We start from the raw sequence: 17,250 nt of genomic DNA on the forward strand, positions 1-17,250 counted from the left end.
ACAACTTTGAGGGGAGTAGTAGATATTAAATTTTTCCTTTTCAGGGTAGCAAAAATTTATGCGTAAAGATTTAAGTCCACCGGATTTTCAAAGTGAGCCTCATTTAGTGATTAGTGATACAGAAGGAGGGCTCAGTTTAACTTTTTGTGGAGCGAACTGTTTTAGATTCTAAATTCATTATGTTGCTTTTGCCTTATCAGGCGGATTTTACTTTTTGGCTTGACCCAAAAAGTAAACCCACGTAGTGATGCCTATGGCAAAAAAGTCAAGGCTGTGCCCGCTTCACTCAAAAATCTACGCATTGTCTGCTAAAATTTCTAAACTCGTCGTGCCTCCTCAAACAGCCGAAATTTTTTAACGCATTCAATACTTGATTTTTGGCTCACCGGCCGAGGCCAGGTTTAGGTACTACGGACAATTCATCCCTGCGGACGGCCTTTTTTAACCAAGCCTGGAATCAAAATAAAATATTAGTGAGAGCGGGAAGTTCTCCCGAGCACTCGGGAAGGAAATCACCCGTCCGAACTTATATTTTATAAAGATGGAAGGTGAAGGTTAAAAAGAGCCTTGAATTTTCTGCTTCGTCTTTTATTCAAGAAAAAGATGAAGGTCTCCGGCAGGAAAAAAATATTAATTAAAATGGAAAACACTTTAATGATGGGAAAACTTGAATCTCTTATTTGAAAATCAACTCTACTTCTCCACAATTTCTTAAAGTGATCCGAAGGAGCCCCCCTTAAAAGCACAAATGGGAGCTAATCTGTTACGAATAGCTCCCATTCACTGGGTCCACCTAAGTTTTCCCGAGCGCCAGGCTACGGTTATTATGGCCGGCTCTGTTCATCGTTTTACCGTTGAATCAGGCCCTGTACTCTTGGGTTTAGCTTTCTACGGCGTAAACCTTTGAGTAGTCCGTTCGGCTTTCCGGATTGCCTTCCCGGACGAAGTGTCTTTCAGTGGTTCCGGTAATTTCCCGAAGGTCATTTCCGGTTTCAATCAACAATCAGGTTTTTGCCTTTCATGTTGTGCAGTCTGGGCATTTCAAAAAACCGAAGTTTTTTGTTGCCTTCCTTTCGGTTGGCTGCCTCCTGCCTGAAGACTCAATCTTGAAAGAACGTCTGGAACTCTTCCAGTTGATTGAATGAACCCGGTTTCCAGACTGCCGGTTCAAACTTCGGCTCTTTCAATGTGCCTTCCCGAAGGTCGGATTGAAATGGTTCCTGTTTCAACTAAGAAACGTTCGCCGTTTCCACATTTCCGGAGCTGCCTTTTATCGCTCACCTGGTAATATCAAATGTAGATTAAAAAGCAATGCGAGTCAATATTTTGTGCCTGTTTTGTATTCACTGAGTGTTAACCATCGTTATTAACAATTGTTGATAACCTGCAAACTCCCCGATAGTAAAGAAATTTCACTCAATTGTATTAGATTGAATGGGAAAATGATTCATCATTCCAGCCAAACCCACTGAAATTTTATTTCATCTTTTTCTACTGGATTTACTTGCAGTTCAATTTCGTAATATCCTTTTTCAGGAAAATTGATAGTTCCGATCCGGGACGATTTAAAATTGTCGATGATCCAGTTGGAATTCGGTTCGCCAATTGTTTTGCCTGTCGGCTGAATCTCATGGGTTAGCGTTGAGTTTCTTGTTTTTACATGCAGCTTGCTGTTGTTGTTCTCCTGCTGAAAACTGTATGAAACATCCACCTGTTTTTTGCCCGGGGAATCAATATAGATTTTCCATGTGAAACGGTTCGGAGCATCAATTATGGTATGTTCAGGCACGGTTCCCCGCCTGCTTTTGTTTTCGGGGTTTAGCTCCTGAGTAGATGAAATAATATTTCCGGGAGTCAATGAAAATCCGCCGGAAACTGTTTTAGCCACGAGGTTTTCGATTATTTTAGGATAATCCGGGTATTCAACTACAATAACCGATACATAAGGATCCGGAGCCATATCAGGGAGTTGTATTTCAGTGTAAGCGCCGGAATGAGAAAATTGCAACAGAGATTTTTGTTTGTCAGCCAGCAAATAAATTCCTGAAGGAGTTGAAGTAACTCCCGTTAACGGTAATGTTTTTTCCAGAGGCCAGGTGTAAACATGCAGGTAAAGTTTTGTTTTTCTGCCTTCTTTCTTTGCGGTTATTTTTCCCCAGTCGTGTAAATCTTTATGAAGGTCGAACGCCTCGGCACCATAAATCGATTCGCCGTTTACATCTAACCATTTCCCCATTTCCAGCATTCGCTGTGAAATTTCGTAAGGTACTTCGCCGTTTGCCCGTGGCCCGATGTTCAGCATAAAATTTCCGTTCAGGCTCACATTTCCGATGAGCGATTTCAGAAGTGTAGAGGTTGATTTCCACTCGGTGTCCGATTTATGGAAACCCCAGGAATGCGCAACAGTTGCCGGCGATTGCCATGGGAAATTTTCCTTTTTATTGCCCAGCTGGTTGTCGCCAAGCGTTTTGAAATCCACATCCGGGTCTTCTTCAATTGAAAGTCCGAGTCGCGAATTGACAATGCATTTTGGTTGCAGCTCTCTAATCAGGTTTTTCAGTTGTAAAAGCTGAGCTTTGGTAACAACTGTTTTGGAATGGTTAATCCACATGTCGAACCAGAACATCCCAATTTCGCCGTAATTGGTAAGAAGCTCACGAACCTGCGGAATCACTTTTTCCTGCCAGTACTGATCGTAGTCTTCTGCAGTAATTCCGGATAACTCTTTGGTGTGGTCCCAGCCAAATTCATGTTCCCAGTCAATCCAGTGCGAATAGTAAAGTCCCAGTTTCAACCCGTGTTTTTGGCAAGCTTCCGAAAGTTCTTTTATAATGTCGCGGTTGGTGTAATTCCCCAAATCGAAATCGCTGGCCTGGCTGTTCCATAATCCAAATCCATCGTGGTGTTTGGCGGTAATGGTCACATATTTCATTCCCGATTTTTTGGCAAGAATTGCCCATTCTTCCGGATCAATCTCATCCCAGTCGAACCGGTCGAGCAATGTCAAATATTCCTCCTTTTCGATGCGGTTGCGGTACATGATCCACTCTGCATAATCGTTGTCGTTGCGGAGTTTCTCGCCCTTCCAAAAACCTTCTGCACCGCTGTAAATTCCCCAGTGAATAAACATTCCAAACCGTGAGTCGGTAAACCATTGGGCGCGTTCGTTTGTGAGTTTTTGGGCACCTGTCAATGTAGAAATTATCAGTAATACGAATGTTAGATTCAGGTATTTCATTTTGATATTATTTATTTTTAATCAATTTTGATTTTAACTTATTCGTCGAAATGATCTTTTTAAATCCATTAATTTTAAGAAAATTCATGAGTTTTTGTCCCCGGTCCATAACTTACAGTTCTGATGAATTGCAAGTGCAATAAAAACTGCGTCGTCGAAATCAATTTCTCTTGTGAGCTGGTCAGCAATTTTAAATATTTCTTTTGGAATTAATTTTTCATCAATAAATTGAATTTTTGAATAAACCAGATCAATTAATTCATCTAATTCAACTTCTGACAGATTGGTTCGCTGTTTTATTTTATGTTTATGATTGAGAATCTCTTTACGAAGAAATAAAGGACTGAAAAAGATTAAAGTATCATCGGGGTGTAGCAAAATTTGTCCAATCCAACTTTGTGAATTCAGGATTGTACTAAATACAATGTTGGTATCGACAATCAATTTCATTTCAGAAGATCGTCACGGTTCTTTTTATACCAGTTTTTATTTACATCGGAGGCAAGTTTATCAACTTCATCCTGAGGCGTTTTATACTTTGAAGTAATTTCTTTATACCTGAAGAAGTTGGCTAATTCCTGAAGTTCTTCAATGTTAACTGATGGTTGAAGACGAATAATTACTTCTTTATCTGTTCGCTCAATAATCATAAATTAATTCTTTTTCCAAATTTACTTATTTTGAGGATTGTTGCAAAACTGTTCCATTTTTATGAAAGTCTGCTTTTAAAATCTTCATAATAAAATTCACGGACAATTTTAAGCTGATCATTTTCAGCCCAAATGGCAATTGCCGGATGATTCACGCCGTTAAACATCGTTGTTTTTACCATCGTGTAGTGAATCATGTCTTTGAAAATAACCTGGTCGCCCGGTTTTAATTCCCTTTCAAAATCGTAAACTTCCATAAAATCGCCGGCCAGGCAACTCACTCCACCCAACCGGTATAAATATTTGCTGTTTTTGTCGGGTTCTTTGGCGCCAATTATTTTCGGTCGGTAGGGCATTTCCAGCGTGTCGGGCATGTGCGCGGTGAACGACACATCGAGGATGGCCGTTTTGATTCCTTTGTGTTCCACCACATCCTGCACGGTTGAAACCAAAACGCCGGTGTCCCAGGCAATAGCGCTTCCGGGTTCCAAAATAACTTTTACATTGTATTTATTTTGGAAGTTTTGCAGAAGTTGAACCAGGTGTTTGTGGTCGTATCCTTCACGTGTCATTAAATGACCACCGCCCATGTTTACCCATTTTACCTGGTGAAGAAACTTCCCAAATTTCGATTCAAGATTAGCCAAAACTTTTTCCAAACTGTATGAATCTGATTCGCACAGCACATGAAAATGAATGCCTTCGATTCCTTCGGGCAGTTCATCCGGAAATTCATTGCTTCCCACTCCGAGCCGCGAGCCTGAAGCACTTGGATTGTACAAATCAGTTTCCACATCCGAGTATTCCGGGTTGACACGAATTCCGCATGAAATGGAGTGATCGGCTTTTTTTGTTTCCGGGTAAAATTTCTGAAACTGGCTGAACGAGTTAAAAACAATGTGGCTGGAGTAGCTCATCAATTCGCCAAACTCGTTTTCAAAATAAACCGGTGAATACACATGAGCCCGCGTTTTCATCTCCTCGAAACACAGCCTTGCCTCGTTGAGCGAGCTGGCAGTGGCTCCTTTTAAATATTGCCGAACCAGCGGAAATGCGCTCCACATGGCAAATCCTTTAAATGCCAGGATGATTTCGGTATCTGCTTCTTTTTGAACCGTGTCAATTAATTCGAGGTTTTTTCGAAGCAGTTTTTCATCGAGCACGAAGGTGGGCGAAGGAATTTTTGAATAGTCCAAGATATATAGTTTTTATAGCGAATATTTATGATTTCAAGAACTGGTTAAATTCCAAAAATATAAACTACAAATATCAAAAAAACTCCAATTATTCAATTCTTAAAATCTCAAAACTTTAAGAATTAAATTGGAAATTTCCATTTGGAATTTGGATATTATTTGTTTTTTGATGTTTGCTATTTGGTTATTTTCCACTTAAATTACAGTTCCAAATCGATGTCAAACTTTTCATTCCACGGCAAACCAAAATCGCCGATTTTTTCCATAAACGGATCCGGATCAAACTCTTCCACATTGAACACACCTTCACCTTTCCATTTTCCGGTGAGTACCATCATCGCGCCAAGCATGGCCGGAACGCCGGTGGTGTATGAAACGGCCTGCGTGCCGGTTTCTTTGTATGCAATTTCATGACTGGCATTGTTCCAGATGTAATAGGTTTTTACCTTGCCGTCTTTCACACCACTGATGCGGCAGCCAATCGACGTTTCTCCTTTGTAGTTTTCACCCAGTTTGCCCGGATCAGGCAGCACATATTTCAAGAATTCCAGCGGAACCACATCCACGCCTTTGTATTTCACCGGGTCGATGCGGGCCATGCCAATATTCTGAATAACACGAAGGTGGGTGAGGTATTCCTGGCCAAACGTCATCCAGAAACGTGCCCGTTTCAGGGTAGGGAAATTTTTTACCAGCGATTCCAGCTCTTCGTGGTAAATCAGGTATGAATCGCGCGGCCCGATGTTGGGATAATTCAGCACCTTTTTAATTTCCTGCGGTTCAGTTTCCACCCATTTCCCGTTTTCCCAGTATTTTCCTTTCTGGGTAATTTCGCGGATATTGATTTCGGGATTGAAATTGGTGGCGAACGCTTTTCCATGGTCGCCGGCGTTGCAGTCCACAATGTCGAGGGTGTGAATTTCATCGAAATGATGTTTGGCTGCGTAAGCCGTGTAAATGCTGGTTACACCCGGATCAAAACCGCAGCCAAGCACTGCCATAATTCCTTTTTCTTTGAATCTATCCTGATAAGCCCACTGCCACTTGTATTCAAATTTGGCTTCGTCTTTGGGTTCGTAGTTGGCCGTGTCGAGATAATTCACCCCGGTTTCCAGGCAGGCATCCATAATGGGCAAATCCTGGTAGGGAAGCGCCACATTGATAACCAGTTCAGGTTGAAATTTTTGAATCAGTTCAACTACTTCGGGCACATTGTCGGCATTCACCTGCGCGGTTTGGATGCGACCCTGGCCCACTTCTTTTGCTATGGTTTCACATTTTGAAACGGTGCGGCTGGCGAGCATGATTTCAGAAAAAACTTCCGGGTTATTTGCAGCTTTGGCGGCAACAACGCGGCCAACTCCACCTGCACCAATTATTAAAACTTTACTCATTTTATTTGTTTATTTTATTAGTTACAATTATTACAACAAGGCAATTAAGCAAATGATGTGATTTTCGTAATTAAAGTAATTATTTTTGAGGCAAACAAATTAAACATTTTTTGATGAACAGCCCATTACAAAACAAAGAATTTGACCCCAGCGGTGTCGGTTTGAAGAACGGAAACTTTATCGGCCTTCCTTTTGATGAAAATTCAGCCAATGTGGTTTTGATACCGGTGCCCTGGGATGTTACCGTTTCATATAACGACGGCACTTCCCACGCACCTTCAGCAATTTTAGATGCTTCGTCGCAATTAGATTTGTTTGATGCTGATGTGAAAGATGCCTGGAAACTGGGAATTTTTATGCAGCCGTTAAATGAAATTCTAATGGGCAAGGGAAAAAAATTGCGAAAACAGTCGTCAAACTACATCAGTTTTTTGGAAAATGGCGGCGATTTGGCTCAAAACAGGGGAATGCAGGAAGAACTGGAAAAGATAAACCGTGAATGTGAGAATATGAACCAATGGGTATTTCGTCGTGCCCAAAAAGTACTCAATGCCGGTAAAATTCCAGCTGTCATCGGAGGCGATCACAGTGTGCCACTGGGCGCGATGAAAGCAGTGGGAGAGAAATATTCCGACTTTGGAATCCTCCAGGTAGATGCGCACCATGACCTGCGAAACAGCTACGAGGGATTTACCTGGTCGCACGCTTCGGTTTTTTACAATGCATTGAAAATTCAATCGCTAAAAAAACTGGTGCAGGTGGGAATCCGCGATTATTGCGAGGAGGAAACGGAAGTCATTCATAAAGAAGGCGACCGGATTGCTGTTTATTACGACCATGTGCTCAAACAAAACCAGTTTAAAGGAAAAAACTGGGATGCCCAGTGCGAAGAAATTGTGGCTGAACTTCCGGCCAATATTTATGTTAGTATCGATATTGACGGGCTGGACCCAAAATTGTGTCCGCAAACCGGAACACCGGTGCCGGGCGGTTTGGATTTTCCGGAAACCGTTTTTTTGCTGAAAAAAGTGGTGGAAAGCGGACGCCAAATTATTGGGTTTGATGTGTGCGAAACCGGAAATGCAGAGTGGGATGCCAATGTATCGGCCCGGCTCATATACAAACTAAGTAACCTTTCAGGCCGTTCACAAAAAATGATTTAAAAAATGAATATTGACGAAATTATTAAAAATCGCCGAGCCACTCCACCCCGATTTCTTTTGAATGAAAAAGTGGACAAGGATAAAATTTCGAGGATGCTCGAAAATGCCAACTGGGCACCTACCCACAAAGAAACAGAACCCTGGCGGTTTATTGTTTCTCAGGAAGAGAAAAAGGACGAGTTAGCGCAGGATGTTTTTAGCTATTTGCAGGAGAAAAGCAATTCGGGCGAAGAGGTAAATATGCAGAAAGCCGTAAAGTTCAGAGATAATTTAAGCCGTGTTCCGGTTGCTATTGCCATAATCATGCAACGCGACGAAGCAAAACGTATTCCGGAATGGGAGGAGGTTGCAGCGGTTTCTATGGCAGTGCAAAATATGTGGCTTACGGCAACCGAAATGGAAATGGGAGCGTTTTGGGCGTCTCCGCCTTTTTTGCCTTTACTTCACAATATTTTAGGATTGAAACCCGGACAGAAACTGCTGGGATTCTTTTTCGTGGGTAATATTTCCGTCGATTTTCCATCACCTGGCCGTGGCCCAGTTGAGGAAAAAGTTGAATGGAGGTAGAAAATTATCAGCTTCTTTTCGTTCATTAAAATATTAAAGTTTCTCCGGATTTTATAAAGTTGACAAACTGAAACAGGCTGGGGTACACTGTGATTTTTCAAAATGTAGTAATTCTGCCCGTTTGAAATTTTGTTTGTCCACTTAAAATTTTTTAAGGATATTGCGAAAATTTAAAAAACCAAGTTTTGCAGAGGCAAAATTTGCAGGATGGTGTTAAAACCACGAACGTATTATTCGATAACTGATTGTAACACTTGATACATGGGAAATGAGAAAAAATCCGTTGGAATTTTTCAGCGGATGTTAAACTGGACCGAGCGATTTGGAAATGCATTGCCTCACCCGGCAACACTATTTGGCCTTTTTGCCCTTGCGGCGCTGGTGTTGTCAGCAGTAGGCTATTACATGCAGTGGGAAGTTATTCATCCTGGAACAAAGGAGATTGTCCACCCGGTAAATTTGCTTTCGCACGACGGAATCCACCGTATTTTGCTGGAGATGGTCGATAACTTTACTGGTTTTGCCCCGCTGGGAATTGTCCTGGTGGCCATGCTCGGTATTGGTATTGCCGAACAGAGCGGACTGGTCCATGCCATTATCAGGTTACTTGTGCTGAATTCGCCCCGGCACTTGCTTACTTTTGTTATTGTTTTTTCCGGCGTGTTATCCAACGTTGCTTCCGATGTGGGCTACGTTTTGCTTATCCCCATGGCAGGGGTTATTTTCCTTGCAGTGGGCAGGCATCCCATAGCCGGAATGGCCGCAGCCTTCGCCGGGGTTTCCGGCGGATTCAGTGCCAATTTAATTTTGGGAACTGTAGATCCGCTTCTGGCCGGTCTGTCAACCGAGGCGGCTCAAATTCTCGATCCGGATTATGTGGTGAACCCTACAGCCAATTACTATTTTATGGTAGCCTCAACATTCATAATCGGTATTGCCGGAACGTTTGTTACCGAACGCATTGTTGAGCCCCGCCTGGGGAAATATACCGGAGAAGTGGCCGAAGAGGAAACCAAAGTGGAAAGGCTGTCGAAAAAGGAAAAGAAGGGATTGCTGATGGCCATGCTCACTTTTGTCGGGATTTTTATTATCACTCTCATTGGCTTAATTCCCGAGAATGGGTTTTTTAGGGGAACTGACGGCGGGTTTTTAAGTTCACCGCTGATTCAGGGGGTTGTGGCCATGCTGTTAATTACAGCAGGTGGAATGGGCCTCGCGTATGGTTTTGCCACGGGAGCCTTTAAAAACGATGCAGATGTGATGAATGGCATGTCGAAATCGATGAAAACACTTTCAACCTACCTTGTGCTGGTGTTTTTTGCTGCCCAGTTTGTGGCTTATTTTAAATGGAGCAACCTCGGTATTATTCTGGCCGTGAAAGGGGCCAACCTGCTCATGTCGGCAGATATCGGGCTGATTCCGTTGATGATACTCTTTATACTTCTTTCTGCGGCCATTAATATGCTCATGGGGAGTGCTTCGGCCAAGTGGGCCATTCTTGCCCCCATTTTTATTCCCATGTTTATGATAATGGGCTATTCGCCCGAGTTATCGCAAGTGGTTTATCGTGTTGGCGACAGTGTGACCAATGTGATTTCGCCAATGATGAGCTTCTTTGCGCTGATAATAGCCTTTGTTCAGAAATACGACCCGAAAGCGGGAATCGGTACCATAATAGCCGCCATGCTTCCTTATACCATCGTTTTCTTAATTTTCTGGATTATACTGCTGGTTATTTGGTTGCTGCTGGGAATTCCTTTGGGGCCCGGGGCTGGAATTCATTATAATATTCCTTTATGATGAAATGGTAAAACAAACAAATCTGTTTTTTTATTGTTGAACTCTCAATGTCAGAAAACTAATCATTGTCTGGCACGCATATTTTTATTAACTTGTATTCTGCAGGCTTATACAGGATAATATGCTGTTTTTTGTTGTGAGATTGTATGTTGCCTTGTTTAAGTTTTATTATTGCCAGCCTATTATGAAAAGTAAATTTAAGTTTGAATACCGGATAACCTTTCTTTATATTATCATTGGTTTGCTTTGGATTTTTCTCACTGATGCAATTCTTGTATTTTTGATAAATGACAACCAGGTTTTAAGCACTTTCCAGTCGTTCAAAGGTAGTTTTTATGTGGTAATTACATCGGTGTTTTTGTTTATTTTAACTCGCCGTTATACCCAGAAAGAAGAGGAAGTTAAAAAACGGCTGATTGAATCGAAGGAAAGAGCCGAAGAGAGCGACCGTCTGAAATCGTCATTTTTGGCAAACATGAGCCATGAAATCCGTACCCCGATGAATGGCATTTTAGGATTTGTGGGCCTGCTGGAAGATGTTACCCTCACAAAAGACAAGTATTTGATTTACGTGAACCTTGTTAAAAAAAGCAGCGAACGATTACTCGAAACCATAAACGATATAATTGAAATTTCAAAAATTGAATCGAACCAGGCTACATTAAAAAAATCACAATTCGATGTAAATGAATCACTCAACTTCCTTTACGGATTTTTTAAACCCGCAGCAGAAGAGAAGAATCTCAGTTTACGTTTGGTTAATTCATTGTCGGACAGCATGGTAGTTTTCAATACTGATAAAAATAAGTTTGAATCGATTCTGACCAATTTTATAAAAAATGCCATAAAATTCACCAGGGAAGGTTTTGTTGAAATTGGATTTAGGAGGAACAACGGTACCTATTTGTTTTATGTGAAAGACACCGGTTCCGGAATTCCAAAAGAGAAACAGGAGGCAGTTTTTGACCGATTCGTTCAGGCTGATATTGAGATTACAAGGCCATATGAAGGCTCGGGACTGGGGCTGGCTATTGCAAAAGCTTACGCCGCGATGCTGGGCGGAAAAATCGGAATTGAATCAGAAGAAGGCAAAGGAAGCACATTTAGTTTTACAATTAATGGGGCTGCTGTAGCTGATTCCCAGCCTTTCGAAGCTTCAACTGTTCAGTTTGAAAACTAATTTTAAAACGATAGCCTTTAATCTTTTCCCCTGAACAGGTGGAAAAAGCCATGTTTTTTTCGTTTTTCTCCATCACGTCCCATGCCTTCAACCGCATAGTAATAAACTCCGGGGCTGGCAAATCGGCCGCCCAACCGGCCGTCCCATACAGTTTCAAGGTAGGTGTCTTCAAAACCCTGGACGTTGTTGCTTTCCCAAAAATGAATGCGTTTTCCCCAGCGGTTAAAAATGGAAATTTTAATGCTTTGCATCGACCAGTACTTCACAATAAATTCATCGTTGGTGCCATCGCCGTTGGGTGTAAAAACATTGGGTACTGCAACAAACGAAGTATCCACCACAATGTAATCTTCAATATAGGCTGTGTCCACGCAGGTTAGGAATGTATTGGAATCGGTGGCTGAAACTTTTTTCGAAACCAGTTTTATATTGTAAGTTCCTGAATTTTCGAAAGTGTACACAGGGTTTTCATCGTAGGCCACAATCATAATACTGTCAACCGGTTGGTCCGAATTTTCCGATTCCCGTTTTATCTGATCGAGATCGCGGTAAAAAAACCACTCGTACTGATCCGGATCGCCGTTTTCTGATTGATTGTTGAAAGTAACTGTCAGCGGCGCTTCCCCGTTTTGCGGGTCAACCGAAAAGTCAGCTTTTGTAACAATGGATTCGTAAGTCGTGGTAGTTGTGGTTTCGCAGCCAAACTGGTCGTAAACACTGAAGGTGTATTCGGTATCCCGGGGGGGCGGATTAAATAGTTGCGGGTTCTGCACGCTGGCAATTGTTGTTTGTCCTTCTTTCCATTCCACATTTACATCTTTGAATACCTGAAGTTCAGAGTTATCTTCCAAATCGTAATAATTCAATTCAGGAGAATTGAAATCACTTATTAGTTTAAACGACTCACAGTTTGAATCGGTAACGTTGGCACTGGCCGCATACCAGCTGTTGAAAACCCAGGCGCGGTAAATAGTTGTGGTTTCGCCCTGGGTTATGGTAGCGCGGTAGCCTCCGTCTTCGAGCGCAGAAATCATTGATTCTGTTGCCTCTGTACTTTCCGAAAAATAAAACTCGAAGGTGCCGGTTTCGTTGCTGTATTTTTCCCAAAGAAAAGTTTTTGTTCCTTCAAGGTCGGTTGAGGCTTGCAGTTCAGCCAGTTGTTGGTTTTCGTTTTCAGTACAAAAAACAAATATGCTGTCGGTTTCTTGAAAAGCCGGGTATTGTGTGGGCGTGCTTCCTACTGAACCCGGAGCTGAAATTTGTGCCATTGCAAAAGGGGCATTCAGAAAAAACAGTGCCGAGAACAACAGGGTGATGTAACTTTTTTTCTTCATAAAAAACGATGATACTTTGAGCTACAATATTAACGTATAATTTTTATTTAATTGTTTCTGCTGCCACAAAAATCGGAATTTTGCAGTTTCAGAAAATACATTATTCAAAATTGTTGAAAAATGCATGAAAGAAAAACAGTGAATGGGAAAACATCTTTTACTTTTGTCTTTTTTAATCAGAAAGAAAATTAAATAGTATTGGATTACCTGAAAGAATTAAACAAATCGCAGCACGAAGCCGTGGTGGAAACCAACGGACCGGCGTTGATAATTGCCGGCGCAGGTTCGGGTAAAACACGCGTGCTCACATACCGCATTGCCCATTTGCTGAATCAGGGGGCACGGCCGTCAGCCATTCTGGCGCTTACTTTTACCAACAAAGCTGCCCGCGAAATGAAAGAGCGAATTTCCGAAATTGTGGGCGAAAACACGGCGCGTTACCTCTGGATGGGCACTTTTCACTCCATTTTTTTACGCATGTTGCGGGCCGAGCATGAAGTAATCGGTTACCCGTCCAACTTCACTATTTACGATGCTTCCGACAGTCGCAGTCTTATAAAAACCATCATAAAGGGATTTCAGCTCGACGATAAAACCTATAAACCGGGTGTTGTGTCTTCGCGCATTTCAATGGCGAAAAATAATTTGATAACACCACAGGCTTATGCACAAAATTCGGAAGTGCGACTGGCCGATAAAAGCATGCGGATGCCCGCTATCGCAGAAATTTACAAGGAATATGCCAAACGCTGTTTTTTGTCGGGGGCAATGGATTTCGATGATTTGCTGCTAAAAACCAACCTGCTTTTTCGCGACCGTCCTGAAATACTGGAAAAATACCAGCAGAGGTTTACCCATATTTTGGTTGATGAGTACCAGGACACCAATTACGCCCAATACCTGATTATTAAAAAACTGGCGGTGCACCATAAAAATATTTGTGTGGTGGGCGACGATGCCCAGAGTATTTATTCGTTCAGGGGGGCGCGCATCGAGAATATTTTAAATTTTCAGAAAGATTACCCCAGCCACAAAATTTTTAAGCTGGAACAGAATTACCGCTCCACACAAACCATTGTGAACGCGGCCAACAGCATTATTGCCAAAAATAAACGGCAAATTCCCAAAACCGTTTTTTCTGAAAAAGACCGCGGTAACAACATTAAAGTTATCTCGGCCTTAACCGATAACGAGGAAGGGTTTTTGGTAGCCCAGGAAATTGCGCAAACGCAGCTCCGCGACCATTACCGGAATTTGGATTACGCCATTTTGTACCGTACCAATGCGCAATCGCGAATTTTTGAGGAAGCCCTTCGAAAACGAAATATCCCATACAAAATTTATGGCGGACTCAGTTTTTACCAGCGTAAAGAAATCAAGGATTTACTGGCCTATTTCAGGTTGATTATCAATCCCTGGGACAACGAGGCGCTGAAAAGAATCATCAACTACCCGGCGCGTGGAATTGGGCAAACCACCCTGGCAAAACTGGAGACAGCAGCCGTAAATGCTGAAGTCTCCATCTGGAAAATGATTAGCGGAATGCCCGAAAATAATCCGATGAACCTGAATAAAGGCATTATTGCCAAGGTGTTAAAGTTCAGGGGTTTAATTCAGGGGTTCGCAAAAATAGCAATTGAAAACGATGCATTCGACACAGCCAAAACCATTGCTGAAGAAACCGGGATTTTAAAAGAGCTGTACAGTGATAAATCAACCGAAGGACTCAGCCGCCACGATAATATACAGGAGTTGCTGAACGGGATTCAGGAATTTACGCTGAATGCGAAAGAAGAAGGCCGCCCGGATAAACTGGAAAATTTCCTGGAAGATGTGGCTCTGCTTACCGACCAGGATACGGATAAAGACGAAGACAAGGATAAAGTGACGCTGATGACAGTGCATTCGGCAAAAGGACTCGAATTTAAAAATGTGTTTGTTGTAGGTTTGGAAGATAACCTGTTCCCTTCGGCCCAGGCCAGCGAAAAAAAATCGGCTGAAGCACTGGAGGAAGAACGCAGGTTGTTTTATGTGGCGCTTACCAGGGCCCGCGAAAATGCCTGGCTCTCTTATGCCAGCCAGCGCTACAAGTGGGGAAAACTCGATTTTGGTTCCCCCAGCAGGTTTTTAATCGAAATGGACGAACAATACCTCGACGGCGATGAAATTGGCGGCAGCACTTCAGCATCCCAAAATCCATTTCAGCAACAACAGGTTCCGGGCAATCGACAAATTACAGGTTCTAAACGTCAACCTGTTACTCCAGGAATCCGGCGATCCACTGATTTTGTCAGCCGGAAGTTAATTGAAGCCAGGAAGGCCAACCAACCCGGAACAGGCTTCGAAAGCGATGATCCAAATAAAATAATGCAGGGGATGACCGTTGAGCATCAGCGGTTTGGCGAGGGCAAAGTGCTTAAAATAGAAGGCGTTCCACCCAACAAAAAAGCTACTGTTTTTTTTAAAAATGCAGGCCAAAAACAGCTGCTTCTAAAGTTTGCCAAACTGAAAATCAAAGGTTAACAAATGCAAAACAAAATCGGTATAATTGCGTATTGCAAAGAAATCATTAGTTTTGCAGGTGTTTACTTTCATAACACCCTAAAGTATAGCCGGATATTAAAAACAATAAATTAATAATTTCACTCGATGGATTACAATACTGAAAGAAAGAAACTTCCGATGCCCGAATACGGGAGAAATATACAAAATATGGTGAACCATCTGCTCACCATTGAAGACCGTGAGAAACGCAACCGCTCGGCAAAAACCGTTATTGATGTGATGGGAAATCTATTTCCTTATCTGCGCGATGTGGCCGATTTTAAGCATAAACTTTGGGACCACCTGGCTATTATGAGCGAATTTAAACTCGATATTGATTACCCATACGAGCCACCTTCTCCCGATATTCTCAACGAAAAACCCAATTCAGTTCCCTATCCGCAGCACGATATAAAATACCGGCATTATGGCTTGGTTATTGAAAAAATGATTAATGCGGCTATTGAACGCGAAGGCGAGGAGCAGCGTATGCTTATTGAGCAAACTGCCAACCAAATGAAAAAACTTTTTTTAGTTTGGAATAAAGATGCTGTTTTGGATGAGAAGATTTTTAAGGATTTGGAAGAAATTTCAGGAAATAAATTAAAGGTTCCACGCGATATTACCCTGATGGAGCCCAAAGCAATTTTAGGTAAAAAGAAAAAGAAGAAAAAATAAACTGAAATTGTTGTATGGCATCTTTTCTGGTTGAAGGCGGAAATAAACTAAACGGTTCAATTACCCCACAGGGGGCAAAAAACGAAGCACTTCAGGTAATTTGCGCAACCCTTTTAACCTCCGGCGATGTTACTATCGGTAATATTCCCGAAATCAGTGATGTTCAAAAATTAATTGAAATACTCCGTGGCCTCGGCGTTCAGGTTATTAACGAGCGAAAAGGAACCTGTCGTTTCAATGCTTCTTCTGTTGATATTGACTATCTGAAATCGCCCGGTTTTGCCGAACAGGCAGCAAGCCTGAGAGGATCGATAATGATTATCGGCCCGTTGCTTGCCCGGTTTGGGAAAGCAGTGATTCCGCAGCCGGGAGGCGACAAAATAGGCCGCCGGCGGGTGGATACCCATTTTACCGGATTGCAAAAACTAGGTGCCAAATTTGAGTTCGATGCCGAAAATCAATGGTTTACCGTTTTAGCTCCCCAACTAAAAGGTGCTTATATGCTGCTCGACGAAGCTTCGGTTACAGGTACTGCGAATATTCTGATGGCTGCCGTTTTGGCCGAGGGCAAAACAACTATTTTTAATGCTGCCTGCGAACCATACATTCAGCAACTTTGCAAAATGTTGAATTCGATGGGGGCTAAAATTTCAGGTGTCGGTTCAAATTTATTAACCATTGAAGGTGTTGCTACTCTTAGCGGGTGTTCTCATGAAATATTGCCCGACATGATTGAAGTGGGCAGTTTCATTGGGCTGGCTGCAATGACAGCTTCTGAAATTACAATTCAGAATGCAAGTCTCGGGCATTTGGGAATTATTCCGGATTCTTTCAGGCGATTGGGAATAAACGTTGAACAACAAGGCAACAACCTGGTAGTGAAAGAAACCGAAAATTATGAGATTGAGACTTATATCGATGGTTCCATTATGACTATTGCCGATGCGCCGTGGCCGGGCCTTACCCCCGATTTACTCAGTGTGCTTCTGGTTGTGGCCACCCAGGCCAAGGGAAGTGTGTTAATTCACCAGAAAATGTTTGAAAGCCGGCTGTTTTTCGTTGATAAACTGATTGACATGGGCGCGCAGATTATTTTATGCGATCCGCACCGGGCAACTGTAATTGGATTAAACCGCCAGCATCAGTTAAGGGCTACCAAAATGACATCTCCGGATATCAGAGCCGGAATTGCACTGCTTATTGCAGCAATGTCGGCAAAAGGTGTCAGCACCATCGACAATATTGAACAAATTGACAGGGGGTATGACAGTATTGACAAGCGGCTAAGCAAACTGGGAGCACATATTTCGCGAATTTGAAAAGTTCAAACTCATTAAACCATAGTCACAAAATTCAATACTTCGTTAAAAATGTGGATAACTATTTGAAAATGAGCAAAATAAGTATTTAAAATATTTGATTAAACCCCTGATAATCAGTATCTTAATGGATTTTACCACAAATCTGTTATAGAATGACTACCAGGGGATATAATAATTATAATTC

General features: G+C 42.2%; 13 protein-coding genes. 7 read left to right on the forward strand and 6 right to left on the reverse strand.

The window, feature by feature from the left end:
* Nucleotides 1–1,450: 1,450 nt before the first annotated feature.
* From BUC07_RS18170 to BUC07_RS18190, 5 genes are all read right to left on the reverse strand, one after another.
* Nucleotides 1,451–3,238 (reverse strand): alpha-L-fucosidase, encoded by a 1,788-nt coding sequence (locus BUC07_RS18170; RefSeq protein ID WP_073173168.1) that lies wholly within the window; start codon nt 3,236–3,238, stop codon nt 1,451–1,453.
* Nucleotides 3,239–3,322: 84 nt separating this feature from the next.
* Entirely contained in the window at nt 3,323–3,688 is a 366-nt protein-coding gene (locus tag BUC07_RS18175) for a PIN domain-containing protein (protein ID WP_073173172.1), read from the reverse strand.
* The gene (locus BUC07_RS18180; RefSeq protein WP_073173175.1) at nt 3,685–3,888 is read right to left on the reverse strand and encodes a hypothetical protein; all 204 of its coding nucleotides are present in this window, start codon (nt 3,886–3,888) and stop codon (nt 3,685–3,687) included. Before BUC07_RS18180 ends, BUC07_RS18175 begins: the two co-directional genes overlap by 4 nt.
* 59 nt (nt 3,889–3,947) lie before the next feature.
* Nucleotides 3,948–5,084, reverse strand: coding sequence for a carboxynorspermidine decarboxylase (gene nspC, locus BUC07_RS18185; protein WP_245792730.1), 1,137 nt, complete (start codon nt 5,082–5,084; stop codon nt 3,948–3,950).
* 200 nt (nt 5,085–5,284) lie between these two features.
* Nucleotides 5,285–6,478: a saccharopine dehydrogenase family protein gene (locus BUC07_RS18190; protein WP_073173181.1), complete on the reverse strand. Its 1,194-nt coding sequence runs from the start codon at nt 6,476–6,478 to the stop codon at nt 5,285–5,287.
* Between the two features lie 113 nt (nt 6,479–6,591).
* Here BUC07_RS18190 and BUC07_RS18195 point away from each other — a divergent pair, with 113 nt between their 5' ends.
* From BUC07_RS18195 to BUC07_RS18210, 4 genes are all read left to right on the forward strand, one after another.
* The gene (locus BUC07_RS18195; protein WP_073173185.1) at nt 6,592–7,641 is read left to right on the forward strand and encodes an agmatinase family protein; all 1,050 of its coding nucleotides are present in this window, start codon (nt 6,592–6,594) and stop codon (nt 7,639–7,641) included.
* 3 nt (nt 7,642–7,644) lie between these two features.
* The gene (locus tag BUC07_RS18200; RefSeq protein WP_073173188.1) at nt 7,645–8,208 is read left to right on the forward strand and encodes a nitroreductase family protein; all 564 of its coding nucleotides are present in this window, start codon (nt 7,645–7,647) and stop codon (nt 8,206–8,208) included.
* 261 nt (nt 8,209–8,469) lie between these two features.
* A complete protein-coding gene (locus tag BUC07_RS18205) occupies nt 8,470–10,008 on the forward strand; it encodes an AbgT family transporter (RefSeq protein ID WP_073173192.1) in 1,539 nt (512 codons plus the stop codon).
* Nucleotides 10,009–10,192: 184 nt separating this feature from the next.
* Nucleotides 10,193–11,188, forward strand: coding sequence for a sensor histidine kinase (locus BUC07_RS18210; RefSeq protein WP_175552568.1), 996 nt, complete (start codon nt 10,193–10,195; stop codon nt 11,186–11,188).
* A 17-nt stretch (nt 11,189–11,205) separates the two neighbouring features.
* Here the strand turns inward: BUC07_RS18210 and BUC07_RS18215 are convergent, their stop codons facing one another.
* Nucleotides 11,206–12,522 carry a T9SS type B sorting domain-containing protein gene (locus BUC07_RS18215; RefSeq protein ID WP_073173197.1) on the reverse strand — a complete coding sequence of 439 codons (1,317 nt, stop codon included), beginning with the start codon at nt 12,520–12,522 and terminating at the stop codon, nt 11,206–11,208.
* A gap of 198 nt (nt 12,523–12,720) precedes the next feature.
* Here BUC07_RS18215 and BUC07_RS18220 point away from each other — a divergent pair, with 198 nt between their 5' ends.
* From BUC07_RS18220 to murA, 3 genes are all read left to right on the forward strand, one after another.
* The gene (locus BUC07_RS18220) at nt 12,721–15,045 is read left to right on the forward strand and encodes an ATP-dependent helicase (protein WP_175552569.1); all 2,325 of its coding nucleotides are present in this window, start codon (nt 12,721–12,723) and stop codon (nt 15,043–15,045) included.
* 126 nt (nt 15,046–15,171) lie between these two features.
* Nucleotides 15,172–15,744: a DUF4290 domain-containing protein gene (locus BUC07_RS18225; RefSeq protein WP_073173203.1), complete on the forward strand. Its 573-nt coding sequence runs from the start codon at nt 15,172–15,174 to the stop codon at nt 15,742–15,744.
* A 14-nt stretch (nt 15,745–15,758) separates the two neighbouring features.
* The gene (gene murA, locus BUC07_RS18230) at nt 15,759–17,063 is read left to right on the forward strand and encodes a UDP-N-acetylglucosamine 1-carboxyvinyltransferase (RefSeq protein ID WP_073173207.1); all 1,305 of its coding nucleotides are present in this window, start codon (nt 15,759–15,761) and stop codon (nt 17,061–17,063) included.
* Nucleotides 17,064–17,250 lie beyond the last annotated feature (187 nt).

This window comes from Tangfeifania diversioriginum (genome assembly GCF_900141875.1).
In the GTDB taxonomy this organism is placed as follows: Bacteria; Bacteroidota; Bacteroidia; order Bacteroidales; family Prolixibacteraceae; genus Tangfeifania; species Tangfeifania diversioriginum.

Bases quoted from the DNA above. Each gene is read 5' to 3' on its own strand.
- BUC07_RS18170 (WP_073173168.1), bottom strand. From the start codon at position 3,238: ATGAAATACCTGAATCTAACATTCGTATTACTGATAATTTCTACATTG.
- BUC07_RS18175 (WP_073173172.1), bottom strand. From the start codon at position 3,688: ATGAAATTGATTGTCGATACCAACATTGTATTTAGTACAATCCTGAAT.
- BUC07_RS18180 (WP_073173175.1), bottom strand. From the start codon at position 3,888: ATGATTATTGAGCGAACAGATAAAGAAGTAATTATTCGTCTTCAACCA.
- BUC07_RS18190 (WP_073173181.1), bottom strand. From the start codon at position 6,478: ATGAGTAAAGTTTTAATAATTGGTGCAGGTGGAGTTGGCCGCGTTGTT.
- BUC07_RS18195 (WP_073173185.1), top strand. From the start codon at position 6,592: ATGAACAGCCCATTACAAAACAAAGAATTTGACCCCAGCGGTGTCGGT.
- BUC07_RS18200 (WP_073173188.1), top strand. From the start codon at position 7,645: ATGAATATTGACGAAATTATTAAAAATCGCCGAGCCACTCCACCCCGA.
- BUC07_RS18205 (WP_073173192.1), top strand. From the start codon at position 8,470: ATGGGAAATGAGAAAAAATCCGTTGGAATTTTTCAGCGGATGTTAAAC.
- BUC07_RS18210 (WP_175552568.1), top strand. From the start codon at position 10,193: ATGAAAAGTAAATTTAAGTTTGAATACCGGATAACCTTTCTTTATATT.
- BUC07_RS18215 (WP_073173197.1), bottom strand. From the start codon at position 12,522: ATGAAGAAAAAAAGTTACATCACCCTGTTGTTCTCGGCACTGTTTTTT.
- BUC07_RS18225 (WP_073173203.1), top strand. From the start codon at position 15,172: ATGGATTACAATACTGAAAGAAAGAAACTTCCGATGCCCGAATACGGG.
- murA (WP_073173207.1), top strand. From the start codon at position 15,759: ATGGCATCTTTTCTGGTTGAAGGCGGAAATAAACTAAACGGTTCAATT.